Consider the following 16,132-nt stretch of genomic DNA (forward strand, 5'->3'; position numbering starts at 1 on the left):
ATCACGCGTCGAACGGCATCTGCGCCAACAGCTTGTCCAGCGTCACCGGATAATCCCGCACACGCACGCCGGTCGCGTTGTAGACGGCATTGGCAATCGCCGCCGCCACGCCGCACAGGCCGAGTTCACCGACGCCCTTGGCTTTCATGGGCGACGACACAGGATCGTCTTCGTCAAGAAAGATCACCTCCTGACGCGGAATGTCGGCATGGACGGGGACCTCGTAGCTCGCCAGGTCGTGATTGACGAAGAACCCCGCGCGATGGTCAACCGCCAACTCCTCCATCAACGCCGCGCCCACGCCCATGGTCATGGCGCCGATGACCTGGCTGCGCGCCGTCTTGGGGTTGAGGATGCGGCCCGCGGCGCAGACGGCCAGCATGCGGCGCACGCGGGTCTCGCCGGTGGCGGCGTCCACGGCCACTTCCACGAAGTGCGCGCCGAACGTCGACTGCTGGAATTTCTTATCCAGGTCGCCGAACTCGATCGCATCCTCACCGATGAGCTCGCCGCCCGACACCGCACGTGTCAGCGGCGCGCTACGTCCGCTGGCGTCCGACACCGAGCCATTGGCAAACACCGCGCCCTGCGCGTCGAATCCCAATCGCTCCACGACCAGCGCCCGGAGCTTTTCACAGGCGGCATACACGCCCGCCGTGGAACTGTTCGCGCCCCACTGCCCCCCCGAGCCCGCGGACACGGGAAAGGCCGAGTCGCCCAGGCGCACCACCACGCGGGACAGCGGCACGCCCAGCATCTCGGCGGCCGTCTGCGCAATGACCGTGTAGGTGCCCGTGCCGATGTCGGTCATGTCGGTCTCGACAATGACGCGCCCCGCCGCGTCCAGCCGCACGCGTGCGGCAGACTTCATCACCAGGTTGTTGCGAAACGCGCTGGCCACGCCCAGCCCAATAAGCCAACGCCCATCGCGCCGAGCGCCGGGCTTGGAATCGCGCTGGTCCCAGTTGAAATGCCGGGCGCCCGTCTGCAGGCATTCGACGAAACGCCGCTGGGAGAACGGCCGCGACGGATCGGTGGGATCGACCTGCGTATCGTTGAGCACGCGAAACTGCACGGGATCCATGTCCAGCGCCTGCGCCATCTCGTCAATTGCGATCTCCAGCGCCATCATCCCGGGCGCCTCGCCAGGCGCGCGCATCGCATTGCCTTCGGGCAGATCCAGCGTCATCAGGTTCAGCGCGGTGCGCTGGTTGGCGCCCGCGTACAGCAGCTTGGTCTGCTGCACGGCCTCTTCGGGCTGGCCATCCGGCAGGTCGCCGGACCAGCTCTCGTGCGAAATCGCCGTCAGCTTGCCGTCGCGCGCCGCGCCCAGCCGGATGCGCTGGATGGTGGCCGGCCGGTGCGTCGTGTTGTTGATGATCAGCGGGCGCGGCAACGCCACCTTGACTGGCCTGCCGGCCGCGCGAGCGCCCAGCGCCGCCAGCAAGGCGTCCGCCCGCACGAACAGCTTGCCGCCAAAGCCGCCGCCGATGTAGGGCGAAATCAGCCTAACGTTCTCCTTCGGAATGCCCAACGTCCGGGCCACGTCGGACCGCCCCCACGCGATCATCTGATTGGAGGTCCACAGCGTGAGCTTGTCCCCCTTCCAGACCGCAAGCGATGCGTGCGGCTCCATCATGGCGTGCGATTGGTCGGGCGTGGTGTAGATGTGATCGACCGTAACCGGTGCCGCCGCAAACGCAGCGTCGAAATCGCCCGCATCCGTCTTCGGGATGTGCTTGCCGGACTCGCCGTGGTCCCGCTTCTGCGCTGCCAGATCGAACGCGCCGTGCTTGCGGGCATATTGCACGCGAATCAGCTTGGCGGCCGCGCGCGCCTGCTCGAACGTATTCGCCACCACCAGCGCAATCGCCTGGTGATAGTGCTGGATTTCCGGGCCGCCAAGCAGCGTGGCCGTGTTCATCTTGCCCTTGCCCAGCTTGCCGGCATTCTGCGCGGTGACGATGGCCAGGACGCCCGGGGCGATGCGCGCCGTTTCCGTATCAATGGCCGTGATGGCGCCCTTGGCAATCGCCGCGCCCACGATGTAGCCCACGGCGGGATTCGGCGCGACATCGTGGTGTTCATAGGCGTAGGCGGCCTGCCCGCTGGTCTTGAGCGGACCGTCGATGCGATCGACGGGCTGGCCGACGACCTTGAGCTGGTCGATGGGGTTCTGTGTCGCGGGAGTATCGAATTTCATGGGTTCACGTCCTCGCTTCCGTCAAGACGGAGCCCAGCGCGCGCCGGGCCAGCGTCAGCTTGAAGCCGTTGTCCGGCGTGGGCTTGGCGTCGGCCAGCAGCGCGTCGGTCACGCGCGCCGCGCCGTCCGGCAGATGCGCTTCCGCCGCCTCCACGCGCCACGGCTTTGGCGCCACGCCGCCCAGCGCCACGCGGCCGGTGCCGTCGTCCTGCACCACGGCGGCCACCGCCACCAGCGCAAAAGCGAACGACGCGCGGTCCCGCACCTTGCGGTAGATATGCTTGCCGCCCAGGGGTTTGGGCAACACCACCCCGGTGATCAACTCTCCGGCTTCCAGATTGGTCTCGATGTGCGGCGTATTGCCAGGCAACCGGTGGAAGTCGGCAATGGGAATCACGCGCCGAGTGGCATCGGGACGTACGGTCTCGACCTTGGCGTCCAGCAGACGCATGGCCACGGCCATGTCGCTGGGGTGCGTGGCGATGCAGGCGTCGCTGGCGCCGATCACCGCCAGTTGGCGCGACACCCCGCCGATCGCGGAACAGCCGCTGCCGGGCACGCGCTTGTTGCAGGGCTGATTGGTGTCGTAGAAATACGGGCAGCGCGTGCGTTGCAGCAGATTGCCCGCCGTCGTCGCGCGATTGCGGATCTGCGCCGATGCCCCGGCCAGCAGGGCGCGCGCCAGCACCTCGTAATCGCGGCGCACGGCTTCGTTGGCGGCAAGGTCCGCATTGCGCACCAGCGCGCCGATGCGCAGGCCGCCGTCGCCGGACGGTTCGATCCGATCCAATTCCAGGCCGTTGACGTCAACCAGATGGGCGGGCGTTTCGACCTCGATCTTCATCAGGTCCAGCAGGTTGGTGCCGCCCGCGATGAACCGCGTGCGCGGCTCGCGCGCGGCGCTGGCGGCCGCCTCGGCGTCGGTGCGGGGACGCTCGTAGGTGAAGGGTCTCATGCCTTGCCCTCCGCAACGTCTTCGATGGCATCGAGGATGTTGGAATACGCCCCGCAGCGGCAGATGTTGCCGCTCATGCGTTCGCGGATTTCCTCGGGGGTCAGCAGCGGGCGTTCGTTCAGTGACGCGGTGACATGGCTGGGCATCCCGCTTGCAGCCTCGTCCAGCATGCCGACGGCCGAGCAGATCTGCCCCGGCGTGCAGTAGCCGCACTGATAACCGTCATGTTTGACGAACGCGGCCTGCAGCGGATGCAGCGCGCCCGGCGTGCCCAGCCCCTCGATCGTGGTGATCTGCTGGCCATCGTGCATGATGGCCAGCGTCAGACAGGCGTTGATCCGTCTGCCGTCCAGCAGCACCGTACAGGCGCCGCATTGGCCATGATCGCAACCCTTCTTGGTGCCGGTCATGTGCAGGTGCTCGCGCAGCGCATCCAGCAGGCTGGTGCGCGGGTCCACGGACATCTCGTGGGACTTGCCGTTCACATTCAGCGTGAACGATGCGGTCATGCCTTGCGCCGGAGTGGCGTTCTGGGTGGCGGACATGGCGGTTGTCCCGATGGCGGTGGCGGAAGCGGCGCCCGCCTTCAGCAGATTGCGCCGGGATATCTTGATGTCGATGGAATTTTCCAAGGGTGGAACTCCTTTGAACGTCTGGCGGGCCGCGGCCTGCCATTCAGCGCCCGTTGCCAGCAAATGGTGTGCCTGGCCAGCGTGGCCCGAGGGCAAGGTTTCCCGATAAGATCGTCTTCGTCATCCGATGATAGTCACCCGGCTCGCCCGGCCGCCATGTCTTCCTGACAAGAAAATGTTCGATCTCGAAACCAATCCGGACAACGCCGCCCGCGCGCGCTGCATGGGCATCCTGCTTGCTGCCGGACGCGGCCGGCGCTATGCGGGCGCAGCCGCGGGGCAGGACAAGCTGCTTGCCCCGCTGCCTGACGGCACGCCCGTGGTGGTGGCCGCCGTGGCATCGCTGCGGGCCGTTGTGTCGCGCATCGTGGCGGTCACCCGCCCCGGCAACGAACGCGTCGCGGCGCTGCTGGCGCAGGCAGGGTGCGACGTGGTGGTGGCCGATCCCGATGCCGACGGCATGGGCGACAGCCTGGCCGCCGCCATGCGCCACGTCATGCAGACGGCGGATCACGGCATCGAAGCTTGCCTGGTGGCGTTGGGAGACATGCCCTGGATTCGCCCGGACACGTGCCTTCGGGTAGCCGCGGCGTCGCGCCAGCATGCAATTGTGGCGCCATTATGGAATGGCCAGCGCGGCCATCCGGTGGCCTTTCAGCGGACGATCTGGCCGGCGCTGGCGGTGCTGGCGGGCGATGTGGGCGCGCGGGCCGTGGTGGCCCGATACGGTGCGACCGAGCTCGCGGTTGATGACGCCGGGGTGTGCGCCGATGTGGATACGCCCGAAGACCTGATGACCGCCGGGCGTCGCGGCGAACCGGACTGAGCGCCCGGCCGAGCGCAAAGGGCGCCCGGCGTCAGCGGGGCGCCTGCTATGCGGGCGAGGCGTTGCCGATGGAGCGTCCGATCACCGGCGCGTCAGCCGCCGCCGTCTGCCGCGGCAAGACCACGCGGAAACGCGTCACGTCGTCGCGCGAGTCCGCGCTGATGCAGCCGCCATGCGACGCCACGATCTGCTGCGCAATGAAAAGTCCCAGGCCCAGCCCGTGATGCCCGCCGGGCCGCCGGGCGCCACTGCGGAACGGGTTGAACAGGTGGGGCAGCAGCTCTGGCGGGATCGAGCCGCCATTGGAAACGGTGACGACCACCTCGCCGGCGTCTTCGCCATTGACCTCGACCCGAACCGGGGCGGTCTTGCTGCCATGATGCAAGGCGTTGCCGACCAGATTGGCGATCACCTGCGAAATGCGCTGGCCGTCCCATGAACCGGCCGCGTCGCCACGGCAGTCCGATTCCACCTGGCGCTCGGGAAAGCCGGTGCGCACCTCGTCAAGCGTCCGCTCGACCAGCGCCCCCATGTCCAGTTCGGTGGGGGCCAGCGTCAGACCGCCCGCCTGGCGGATGCGCGTCACATCCAGCAGGTCTTCGATCAGGCACGACATGCGCTCACTGCTTTGCAGCATTCGCCGCGCCAGGTTCGACACGCGTTCGTCGTCGCCCTGGCGCTGCAACACGGTAGCGCCCATGATGATGGCCTGCAGGGGCGTGCGCAGATCGTGGCTCAGCACCGCCATGAACATCTCGTTGACCCGCAGCGCTTCGGTGCGCTCTTCCAGCTGCTGCGCCAGCGCGCGCTTGCGCTCGTGCAGCTCGAAGAACACGTTTGCCTTCGTGCGCAGCATGTACGGGTCGACGGGCTTGTACAGAAAATCCACCGCGCCGGTTTCGTAGCCGCGAAACTGCCAGTTCTGTTCCCGCGAGCCGGCGGTGATGAAGATCAGCGGAATGTGGCGCGTGCGCTCACTGCCGCGGATCAGTTCGGCCAGTTCAAAGCCGTTCATGTCGGGCATCTGCACGTCCAACAGCGCCAGCGCGACGTCGCCGTGGCGCAGCAGCAGTTCCAGCGCCTGCGGGCCGGATTGGGCCTTCAGCACCTCGACACGGTCGCTGGCCAGCAGCGCCTCGAGCGCAATCAGATTTTCCGGAACGTCGTCAACCAGCAGGCACTTGATGCGGTCGTCGTGGGAAGGGGCTGATGTCGAAATCATGGTGTCAATGCGTTTGGGTTTCAGGGCAGCCGCCTTGTGGGCAACTGCGCGAAGACGGCGGCAATTTCGTCGGGCGTCAGCGCCCTTGCCGCCGGAACCAGGGCCAGGGCGGCGTCGGGCATCGCGGGTACCGCGGCCGACGCCGGCGCCTGCACCAGCGCGTGGCCGCCGGCGGCATGGATGGCGGCCAGGCCTTCGGCCCCATCCTCGTTCGCCCCGGACAGCAGCACGCCAAGCAGCCGCTCGCCATAGCAATCGGCGGCGGACTGGAACAGCACATCAATGGATGGCCGCGAAAAATGCACTGGTGGGTCGATCGACAACGCCAGGCGCGGCCCCCGGTCCACCAGCAGGTGGTAGCCGGGCGGCCCGAAATACACGTGTCCCGGCTGTATCGTTTGCTGGTCCTGCGCTTCCTGCACCGGCAATGCGCAGCGATAGCTGAAGATGTCGCTCAGCAGGCTGCGGCGGTCGGCGGGCAAATGCAGCACCACGATCACGCTGGCCCGCAGGCCTGCGGGAAGCGCGGGCAGCAGAATGCTCAAGGCGTCGATGGCGCCCGACGAACCGCCGATGACGATCGCGTCCCAGGCGCAGTCCACGGCGGCGGCCCCCAGTGCTTCGGCCCCCGGCACATCACCCGGCAGATCTGGCCCGCGCGGCGTCACAGGTCGGCCTTTTTACGGTAGATGCGATCGGCCATCACGAATTCGTCGAAGCCGTCGGCCTGCGCCGTGAATCGCACCGATTCCTTGGACCCCAGGCCCAGAAATCCGCGATGGACCAGTGCCTCGTGAAAGAGGCCCAGCGCCCGGTCTTGCAGAGCGCGCTCGAAGTAGATGAGCACGTTGCGGCACGACACCAGATGCACTTCCGCAAACACGCTGTCGGTCGACAGGCTGTGGTCGGAGAACACCATGTGCTCGCGCAGCGTCTTGTCGAAAACCACGCGGCCATACCGCGCCGTGTAATAGTGCGACAGCGAATTGCGGCCCCCGGCCTGCGCATGATTGGCCGTGAAGGCCGCCGCGCGGTCCAGGTCGAAAACGCCCTGCTCGGCCGCGCGCAGCGCATGCGGATTGATGTCGGTGGCGTAGATCAGCGCGCGGTCCAGCAGCCCTTCCTCGTGCAGCAGGATCGCCATTGAATAGACTTCCTCGCCCGTGCTGCACCCGGCCACCCACACCTTGATCGAGGGATAGGTGCGCAGGATCGGCACCACCTCGTTGCGCAGCGCCAGGAAGTAGCTGGGATCGCGGAACATGTCGCTGACCTGCACCGTCAGGTACTGCAACAGGCCCGTGAACACGGCGGGTTCGTGCAGCACGCGGTCCTGAAGCTGCGACAGCGTCTTGCAGTGGAATTCGCCCAGCGCGGTGCGCAGGCGGCGTTTCAGCGAGGCCTGCGCATACTCCCGAAAGTCGTAGTGGTACCGGTGATAGATCGCATCGAGCAGCAACCGCTGCTCGATGTCTTCGATGTGCGCCTTGTTCTGAGTGGGCATGGGCGTGATCGCTGTGTCTTGATCCGGTCGGGCCTATTTGCGCATCCAGACGCGCACGAGCGACAGCAGGCGCTCGACGTCCAGCGGCTTGGCGATGTAGTCGTTGGCGCCCGCGGCCAGGCACTTTTCCTGATCGTCCTTCATGGCCTTGGCCGTCAGGGCGATGATGGGCAGGCGGCGCCACTCGGGCCGCGCGCGGATCTCGCGCATGGCCGTGTAGCCATCCATCTCCGGCATCATGATGTCCATCAGCACCAGGTCGACGGCGCGGTTGCCATTGACGCCGGCGCGGCCCAGGGCCTCCAGCGCCTCGCGTCCGTTGCGCGCAATCTCCACGTGCAGGCCGGTGGGCTCCAGGATGCTGGACAGCGCAAACACGTTGCGCACGTCGTCTTCCACCACCAGCACCGTGCGGCCCTCCAGCGTGGTGTCGCGGCTGCGCGCCAGCTCCAGCATCTGGCGCTGCTGAGGCGGCAGCTCGGCTTCCACCTGGTGCAGGAAGAGCGTTACCTCATCCAGCAGGCGCTCCGGCGAGCGTGCGTCCTTGATGATGATCGACTTGGAGAAGCGGCGAAGCTGCTGCTCCTCGTCGCGCGACAGCGCGCGGCCGGTGTACACAATCACGGGCGGGAACGACACGCTGTCCTGATCGGCCATTTCGCGCAAGAGTTCGTAGCCGCTCATGTCGGGCAGGTTCAGGTCCATCACCACGCAGTCATAGGTGGTGTCGCGCAGCAGCGCCAGGGCGTCGCCGGCATTGGCCGCGGGCACGATCTCGACGTCGTCGCGCGCCAGCAGTTCGCGCACGCTGTCGCGTTGGCGGTCGTCGTCCTCGACGACCAGCACGCGCCGCACGTTCTGCGTGAATTTGGCTTCCAGGCGCTGCAGCGCGTGAACCAGTTCCTCGCGCTTGACCGGCTTGAGCGCATAGCCCACCGCCCCCCGCACCAGCGCCTCTTGCGCGTAGTCGGCCACCGACACGATGTGCACCGGGATGTGGCGGGTGTTCGGATTGCGCTTGAGCTGATCGAGCACGCCCAGGCCGGAGAAGTCTGGCAGGTTCACGTCCAGCACGATGGCATCGGGCCGCCGCTGGGCCGCCAGCGCCAGGCCATCGGTCGCGGTGTGCGCGGCCAGGCAGCCAAAGCCCATCTCATGCGCCAGATCGGCCAGGATGGCGGCAAAGCGTTCGTCGTCCTCGATGACGAGGATGGTTCGGGCAAACGTCTCGCCCTGTTCCTGTTCGGCCGGCTCGGCTGGCTTGGACAGCGTGGCCGGTTCTGCACGCGCGACGGGCGGCGCGGCAATCGCGCCGCCCGGGCCCGCCAGCGTGACAGGGACATCGGTGCGCTCGCGCGGAGCCGGCGTGGTGGACACGACCAGCAGGTTCATCGGCAGCAGCAGTGTGAACACGCTGCCCTGCCCCGGCGTGCTGACCAGCGACAGCGTGCCGCCCAGCAGCTTGGCCAGGTCGCGCGAAATCGACAGGCCCAGCCCGGTGCCGCCGTGCTTGCGGTGCGAGCTGCCGTCGGCCTGGCGGAATGCCTCGAAAATCAGTTCGTGCTGGTCGGCGGCCACGCCGATGCCGGTGTCGTGCACCGCAAACGACAGCATGCGGCCCGGCGCGCGCGTCACGCGCAGCGCCACGAAACCCTGCTCGGTGAACTTGATCGCGTTGGACAGCAGGTTCTTGAGCACCTGGCCCAGCCGCTGCGGATCGGTCCGCAGGGAATCGGGCACGTCGCGCGCGATGTCCAGCTCCAGCGCCAGGCCCTTTTCCTGGGCCAGCGGCCGCAGCGGTTCCAGCAGACGCTGCAGCGCCGGGATCACGGCCACGTCGTCGACTTCGACCGTCGTCTGGCCTGCCTCGATCTTGGCCAGGTCCAGGATGTCGTTGATCAGCGCCAGCAGGTCGCGTCCGGCCGCATGAATGGTCTGCGCGTACTTCACCTGCTCGACGGACAGGTTGCCCGGCTTGTTGTCGGACAGCAGCTTGGCCAGGATCAGCGTGGAATTGAGCGGCGTGCGCAGCTCGTGGCTCATGTTGGCCAGGAATTCGCTCTTGTATTGGCTGGCTTGCGTCAGCAGACGCGCCTTGTCGGTCAGCGCGCTTTGCACCCGCAGCAACTGTTCGGTCTGCGATTCCAGATTGACGTTGGTCTGCTCCAGCTCGGTCTGCTGCAGTTCCATGCGCGCCTGCGATTCCTGCAGGATACGGCTCTGCTGCTCCAGTTCCTCGTTGCTGACGCGCAGCTCTTCCTGCTGGGTCTGCAGCTCTTCGGACTGGCGCTGCGTTTCCGCCAGCAGCGACTCCAGCCGCGTGCGGTCCATGCCGGCCCGGATCGCGGACGCAAGCATTTCCGATGCGCCTTCGAGCAGGCTGCGTTCGCCCTCGCTGACCGGATGGTTGAAGCCCAGCTCGATCACGGCGTACACGCGCTCGTATTGCATGGCGGGCGCGACCACCAGTTCGACCGGATTCGAGCGGCCCGTGGCGGACGAGACTTCCAGGTGGCCGGCGGGTACGTTGCGCACGTGCAGCAGCTTGCGCGACACGGCCGCCTGGCCGACGAGGCCTTGCGCCGTGGGAATCTTCTGGGGCAGCCTTTCGGGCGGCACCGCATAGCCGCCGAACAGCTCGAGTTCTTCGCCATTGACCACGTAGCCCGCGCCGACGCTGGCATTCAGGTATTCGGCCAGGTAGTCCAGGGCGCGCCTGCCAATCTCGTCCAAGCGATGGTCGCCCCGCAGCCGCAGGCTCAGGCCCGACAGGCCCGTCGTCACCCAGGCCTGCCGCGCCTTGGCGCGGTACTCGCGGATGTTCATCAGGGCCGACGCAAAGATCAGGACCAGCAACACCAGAGCGCCGCCCCAGGAATAGTAGGTCGAGGTCGTGGCCGCATCGCTCCAGGCGTCGCGCTCCTGCTCGACCCGGCTCATCTGCGACGTATAGAGTTCGCCGACCAGATCGCGCAGGCGGTCCATCGCCTCCTTGCCCGAATCGGTCCTCACCACCGCCAGCGCGCCTTCGACGTCTCCCGCCCGGCGCATCTCGACGGTGTTGTTCAACTCCGTAAGCTTTTGCTTCGTGATGCCCGCAATGTCATTGGCAATCCGGCGTTGCGTGGCGTCCTGCTGCGCGAATTCCTGCACCACGGCCAGGCGCTGCTCGATAAGCGGCACCGAACGCACGTAGGGTTCCAGATAGGCGGTGTCGCCCGTCAGCAGGTAACCCCTTTGCCCGATCTCGGCATCTTTCAGGGCCGAATTGAACAGGCTGAGCTGGCGCAGCGACTCGGTCGCGCGGTCCATGGACTGGACGGCACGCGTGCGCGTGTCCGCGGAGCGAACGTTGACAAAGGCGATGACCAGCGTGGCCACCGCGGCCAGGATGAATCCGGCCATCAGAGTGCGGGGAAAGGCCAGACGACTGGCCGCCTGCGGCGATTTCAGCATGAGATCGTTTACCAATTCAGGGAAAGCGCGCGGATTGCGCTAAGGCAGAGTGCGAAGAATTATAGGGACGGAGAAGCCTGCGGACCATCCTTCGCACGGGCGAACTATACAGGTATGCACGGTCCGGAGTTGCGTCTGGATACAACTACTACACCAACGCGGCGGCGGCATGCCCTAGGATTCGGCTTCCCGATCTGCAGACCGCCTTTCCGCGCGCCGCCCTTGGCCGGCGCGCCCTCCACCCAGCTTGAAGCGGCGGACAGCCGGCGGCGCAGACAACCGAATTCCCGCCGACAGTGGCACCCTATAAAAATGACGAAAATTCTTTTGGTGGACGACCAGCCCACGCTGGTTGCCCTGATGTGCGAGTTCCTGAGCAGCGAAGGCTATGACGTCACGACGCATACCGACGGACTCACCGCGCTGCAGCAGATGATCGACCTGCGCCCCGACCTCGTGATCACCGATCTGTCCATGCCCGGCATGGACGGCGCCGCCCTCCTGACCGCCATGCGGGATAACGCCTATCTGCACGAAACGCCTGTGCTGGTGCTGAGCGGCCGTCCCGAACATGAAATCCTGGAAGCCTGCGCGGGCCGCGCGATGCTGATGCGCAAACCGGCCAGCCCGGACGACGTGCTCAAAGCCGTGCGCGGCCTGATCCACGAACCCCAGCCGCAGTCCCGCCCGCGCACCGGCCCGTTTTCCGGCTCCCTGAGCCGCATCGGCGCCGCACCGCTCGCCCGCGCGGCATGAACGTCGCGCGCCCCCGCCGCAGGGCGGCCGCAAACAGAAAAGGCCGCTGCCATCAGGTAGCGGCCTTTCGTTTTGCGTCAACGGGTGTCTGACACCCCTCGTCTCCTCACCCCACATGCCCCCCCGCCACATACATCACTTGCCCCGTGATGTATGACGCCTCCGGCGCCGCCATAAAGCAGATGGCCGACGCCACCTCTTCCATGCTGCCCATGCGATGCATGGGCGTGCCGGCCAGGCAGTCCGTGTACATCTCGCCTTGCCAGATGCGGTCCTGGTCGGAGGGGGCTTCGGTGTTGCGCGGGATGGCGCGCACGCCGTTGTCCAGGGCGCCCGGCGCCACGCAATTGACGCGCACGCCGGATTCGGCCAGTTCCAGCGCCATGCAGACGGTGGCCGCGTGGACGCCGCCCTTGGAGGCGGAGTACGGCACGCGGTAGATGCCTCGCGTGGCGTTTGAGCCCACGTTGACGATGGCGCCGCGGCCTTGCTTTCTCATCACCGGGATCACCTCGCGGCACGACCACAGCGTCGGCCAGAGCGACCGGTTCACCTCGCGCTGCATCTCGTCCGGCGTGTATTCCCAGAATGGCTTCATCCAGATCGTGCCGCCCACGTTGTGCACGGACACGTCGATACGGCCGTGCGTGTCCAGCGTGTACTGCACCATCCGCTGCGCGCCCGCATGGGTTTCGAGATCGGCGTCGATGAACGACGCCTGCCCGCCCGCCTCGCGAATCTCGCGGGCCACGGCCTCGCCCAGTTCCGCGGCGCGATCGACCAGCACGACCGCAGCGCCTTCGGCGGCCAGGCGTTTGGCGGTGGCGCGGCCGACGCCCTGGGCGGCGCCGGTGACCAGCGCGATCTGATTGTCAAAGCGATTCATGCAACCTCCCGATCAATGTGCGCGCGACAGCTCGCCCGGCGCGGGTTGCGACGACTTGTTGTCCACAGCCAGCACGGCAAGCAGCGCCCCCGCCAGCGGCACGGCCAGCACCATGAAGAAGCCCGACGGGCCGAACCAGCCGAGGAAGCTGCCGCCGATGGCCGAGCCGATGATGGCGCCCGCGCGGCCAACGCCGATGGACCAGCCCGTCGCCGTGGCGCGCAGCGCCGTCGGATACGCGCCGATGACCAGGTAGTTCAGCGCCAGCTGCTGGCCACCGATGCCCAGGCCCGCAGCGCCAATCAGAATGAACACGAGCGTCCAGTCCGTTCCCGCGTACCCCAACCCCAGCGACACCGCGATGCCCAGCGCGAACATCGCGATCAGCAGCGTCCGCGTCGACACGCGCGGCATCAGGTACGACAACGGGAAGGCGCACACGATGAACACGAGATTCACGGTGAACGTGCCCATCGGCGCCTGGTCGGCCGGCAGGCCCGCGGCCTTCAGCACCGTGGGCAGCCACGACAGCAGCATGAACCACGCCACCCAGTTCAGCAGGTACACCGACCAGATCGCCAGCGTCTTGCGCGCATAGCCGTCGGTAAAAAGCGCTTTGACGCTGGCGCGGATGGTCGCGTCTTCCGGCACCGTGAAGCGTATGCCGGCCGGCAGCGGCTGGCGCGAGATCTTCGCGAGGATGCGGGCGACATACCCCTGCCCCGCCGCGTCGCCGCGCATGGCCTTGAACTGCAGCGACTCGGGCAGCAGCACCACCAGCGCCGCCAGCAGCAACAGCGGCGCCACCCCGCCCACGATGAAGATGCCTTGCCATCCGATCACGGGCAGCATTTTCGCGGCCAGCAGGCCACCCAGCATGGCGCCCGCCGGCAGGCCCAGCAGCACGCCGGTGATCACCGCGCCTCGATGGCGCGCCGGCGCGTATTCCGCCGCCAGCGCCAGCACGATCGGCGTGCAGCCGCCCATGCCCAGCCCCGCGATGAACCGCAGCGCCAGGATCTGCCACGTCTCCGTCGCGGCGGCCGTCAACAGCGTCGCCAGCCCGAAGACGGCCACGCCGATCAGCGCGGCGGGACGGCGGCCGATACGGTCGCCAACCAGGCCCAACGACATGGCGCCCACCGTCATGCCGACGATGCCGGCCGTCAAGATCGGCGCAAGGTCGCCGGCCTGCAGCTTGAATGCCGTCAGGATCGCGGGCCCGGTGAACGCCATTGCCTGCGTGTCGAAGCCATCAAACAGCGCGATCAGAAAACACAGGATCAGGACGCGCCATTGAAAGGCGCCCATCCGTTCCTGATCGATCAGGCTCGGGATGGAGATTGTTGAGGCCATGAGAGTCTCCCCGGGCTCGCGCGGAGCCCGTTATCGGTATGGGTATCGGGTGGCGGCATCGCGCGGTGGCGATGCCTGCCGGGTTCAGGCCTGGGCGGAAGCGCGCAGGCGATTGACGACCTGGTTGTCCTTGCCTTGCAGCAGGCCGGTCAGCACGACGTCGAATTCGATTTCCTTGTACGCGTCGGTCTTCAAGCCCAGCTCGGCGCCGCCCGTCTTGTCGGTCACCGGCGGGATCAGCGCTTCGCGGGTGGCGTAAGCGAAATCGTCCCAGATGAGGGGATCGCCCTCGATGTTGAATTGCGTCGTCAGCTTGCGGTGCTGGTCCGCGCTGACAAAAAGGTGCACGTGCGCCGGGCGGTTGCCATGACGGCCCAGCGCGTCCAGCAGCTGCTGCGTGGCGCCCTGCGGCGGACAGCCATAACCGACGGGCATCAGCGTGCGGAACTCATACTTGCCTTCCGAGTCGGTGCGGACCGCGCCGCGCAGGTTGAAGTCGGTCTGCGCGCCCGTCGGGTCGAAGTGCGAATAGAAGCCCTTGGAGTTGGCATGCCAGCACTCCACCACCGCATTGGCCAGCGGCGCGCCGCTCGTATCGCGCACAACGCCGCGGATCACCAGCGGGCCGGCGTCCGCGTCCGGATCGAGATCGATGCGGGCAACGCCGTCCAGGACGGGCGCGCCTGCGACATACAGCGGGCCTTCGATGGTGCGCGGCGTGCCGCCGTCCAGGCCGGCCAGCTTGTCCTCGTGGTCCATGCGCACGTCCAGAAATTTCTCCAGCCCCAACCCGGCGGCCAGCAGCGCGGCCTCGCCGTCGCGGCCAAGCTGGTTGAGGTAGTTGACGCCGGCCCACACCTCGTCGGGCGTGATGTCCAGGTCGTCGATGGCATTGAAAAGATCGCTCAACAGGCGGTTCAGGATCTGCTTGAAGCGCGGGTTGCCCTCGCTGCCTGCAATGTTGGTCGCGGCCTTCAGCAGGTCTTGCACTTCCGGGGTGTTGAATACGTCGAGGCTCATGTCTGTCTCCAGGGGTTGTCTATTTGTATGGGTACGGTGTGTGGGTACGGGCAATGCGGCGTTGCCTGCCGCCGCATCGCCTCTTTTTCAGTGTCTCTTGTCCGTGACCTTGATCAGCCCGTCGCGCGTAAAGCGCTTGACGCGGGCATCGTCGAGCTCGATACCGAGCCCCGGGCCGACGGGCACGGTCAATTCGAAGTCGCTGTAGTCCAGCGGCTGCGCAAGGATTTCCTCGGTGATCAGCAAGGGACCGAACAGCTCCGTGCCCCATTGCAGATGCGCAAAGCTGGCAAACAGGTGAGCCGACGCGACCGTGCTGACCGCGCCCTCCAGCATCGTGCCGCCATAGAGTTCGATGCCCGCCGCATCGGCAATCGCCGCCACGCGCTGCGCGGCAAAAAGGCCGCCATTCTGCTCGATCTTGATGGCAAAGACATCCGCGCCGTGCTGCCGCGCGATCTCGAACGCCGTGTCCGGACCTTGCAACACCTCATCGGCCATCAACGCCACCGAAAACCGGCGCATCAGCCGCGCCAGCGCCGCGGCGCTGGCCACCGGCTGCTCCACCAGCTCGCAACCGGCTTCTGCCAACGCCGGAATCGCCCACGCCGCCTGCGTCTCGCTCCACGCCATGTTCACGTCCACGCGCACCGCCCCGCGGTCGCCCAGCGCGCGCTTGATCGCAGCCACGTGCGCGATATCGACCTTCGGGTCCCGGGCGCCGATCTTCAGCTTGAAGATGCGATGGCGGCGCTCTTGCAGCATCTGCTCGGCCTCGGCAATGTCGCGATCCGTGTCGCCCGACGCCAGTGTCCAGGCCACCGGCACGCGATCCCGGCGCCGGCCGCCCAGCAGTTCGCTGACGGGCACACCCAGACGCTTGCCGTGCGCATCCAGCAGCGCAGTTTCCAGCGCGCTTTTGGCAAAGTGGTTCACCTTGACCAGCTTGCCCAGATGCGCCATCAACGCCTGCACGCGCGTCGCGTCCTGGCCGATCATCGCGGGCGCGAAATAAGCGTCGATAGACAGCTTCATGGCCTCGGGGCTTTCCGGCCCATACGCCATGCCGGCGATGGTGGTGCCCTCGCCGATCCCCACCACGCCGTCGCTGCAATACACCTTCACCAGCATCAGCGTCTGGCCATACATCGTGGCCACCGACAGCTTGTGCGGACGGATGGTGGGAAGGTCGACGAGACAGGTTTCGATGCGTTGGATGGTGGCTGCGGACATGGACGGCGTTGCGTAAAGGATGGTCACGAGGCGTTTATAAGACCCCGCGACTTTTCGCGTCCAATACTTTGGGAATCCGAATT

13 protein-coding genes are annotated in these 16,132 nt (G+C 67.0%); 2 read left to right on the plus strand and 11 right to left on the minus strand.

The window, feature by feature from the left end; all coding sequences use genetic code 11:
- Position 1: 1 nt before the first annotated feature.
- From paoC to paoA, 3 genes are read right to left on the minus strand one after another with little or no spacing between them, the layout of a single operon-like run.
- Positions 2–2,203: an aldehyde oxidoreductase molybdenum-binding subunit PaoC gene (paoC, locus tag ASD71_RS00720; protein WP_056558552.1), complete on the minus strand. Its 2,202-nt coding sequence runs from the start codon at positions 2,201–2,203 to the stop codon at positions 2–4.
- A 4-nt stretch (positions 2,204–2,207) separates the two neighbouring features.
- Positions 2,208–3,158: a xanthine dehydrogenase family protein subunit M gene (locus ASD71_RS00725; protein WP_056558555.1), complete on the minus strand. Its 951-nt coding sequence runs from the start codon at positions 3,156–3,158 to the stop codon at positions 2,208–2,210.
- Complete coding sequence (gene paoA, locus ASD71_RS00730) at positions 3,155–3,790, minus strand: aldehyde dehydrogenase iron-sulfur subunit PaoA (protein ID WP_056558557.1); 636 nt, start codon at positions 3,788–3,790, stop codon at positions 3,155–3,157. Before paoA ends, ASD71_RS00725 begins: the two co-directional genes overlap by 4 nt.
- 175 nt (positions 3,791–3,965) lie before the next feature.
- Here paoA and ASD71_RS00735 point away from each other — a divergent pair, with 175 nt between their 5' ends.
- Complete coding sequence (locus tag ASD71_RS00735) at positions 3,966–4,616, plus strand: NTP transferase domain-containing protein (RefSeq protein ID WP_235511992.1); 651 nt, start codon at positions 3,966–3,968, stop codon at positions 4,614–4,616.
- A gap of 46 nt (positions 4,617–4,662) precedes the next feature.
- Here the strand turns inward: ASD71_RS00735 and ASD71_RS00740 are convergent, their stop codons facing one another.
- The 4 genes from ASD71_RS00740 to ASD71_RS00755 are packed head-to-tail and all read right to left on the minus strand — an operon-like array spanning position 4,663 to position 10,798.
- Positions 4,663–5,838, minus strand: a complete 1,176-nt coding sequence (locus ASD71_RS00740; RefSeq protein WP_056558559.1) for a hybrid sensor histidine kinase/response regulator — start codon at positions 5,836–5,838, stop codon at positions 4,663–4,665.
- A 20-nt stretch (positions 5,839–5,858) separates the two neighbouring features.
- On the minus strand, positions 5,859–6,473 hold the full coding sequence (locus ASD71_RS00745; RefSeq protein ID WP_056558562.1) for a chemotaxis protein CheB: 615 nt from the start codon (positions 6,471–6,473) through the stop codon (positions 5,859–5,861).
- A gap of 29 nt (positions 6,474–6,502) precedes the next feature.
- Entirely contained in the window at positions 6,503–7,342 is an 840-nt protein-coding gene (locus ASD71_RS00750; protein WP_056558565.1) for a protein-glutamate O-methyltransferase CheR, read from the minus strand.
- 33 nt (positions 7,343–7,375) lie between these two features.
- Positions 7,376–10,798: a response regulator gene (locus ASD71_RS00755; RefSeq protein ID WP_056558568.1), complete on the minus strand. Its 3,423-nt coding sequence runs from the start codon at positions 10,796–10,798 to the stop codon at positions 7,376–7,378.
- A gap of 312 nt (positions 10,799–11,110) precedes the next feature.
- Between ASD71_RS00755 and ASD71_RS00760 the strand changes: the two genes are divergently transcribed.
- Positions 11,111–11,554, plus strand: coding sequence for a response regulator (locus ASD71_RS00760; RefSeq protein ID WP_235511993.1), 444 nt, complete (start codon positions 11,111–11,113; stop codon positions 11,552–11,554).
- Between the two features lie 106 nt (positions 11,555–11,660).
- On the opposite strand, the gene ASD71_RS00765 is transcribed toward ASD71_RS00760, so the two are convergent.
- The 4 genes from ASD71_RS00765 to ASD71_RS00780 form a co-directional block, all read right to left on the minus strand.
- Positions 11,661–12,440 carry a 1,6-dihydroxycyclohexa-2,4-diene-1-carboxylate dehydrogenase gene (locus tag ASD71_RS00765; protein WP_056558573.1) on the minus strand — a complete coding sequence of 260 codons (780 nt, stop codon included), beginning with the start codon at positions 12,438–12,440 and terminating at the stop codon, positions 11,661–11,663.
- A 12-nt stretch (positions 12,441–12,452) separates the two neighbouring features.
- Entirely contained in the window at positions 12,453–13,751 is a 1,299-nt protein-coding gene (locus ASD71_RS00770; RefSeq protein ID WP_056558576.1) for an MFS transporter, read from the minus strand.
- A gap of 129 nt (positions 13,752–13,880) precedes the next feature.
- Complete coding sequence (gene catA, locus ASD71_RS00775) at positions 13,881–14,816, minus strand: catechol 1,2-dioxygenase (protein ID WP_056558579.1); 936 nt, start codon at positions 14,814–14,816, stop codon at positions 13,881–13,883.
- Positions 14,817–14,903: 87 nt separating this feature from the next.
- Entirely contained in the window at positions 14,904–16,049 is a 1,146-nt protein-coding gene (locus ASD71_RS00780) for a muconate/chloromuconate family cycloisomerase (RefSeq protein ID WP_056558582.1), read from the minus strand.
- Between the last annotated feature and the right edge of the window lie 83 nt (positions 16,050–16,132).

The sequence above is a fragment of the Achromobacter sp. Root565 genome, assembly GCF_001427425.1.
Lineage (GTDB): Bacteria > Pseudomonadota > Gammaproteobacteria > Burkholderiales > Burkholderiaceae_B > Achromobacter > Achromobacter spanius_D.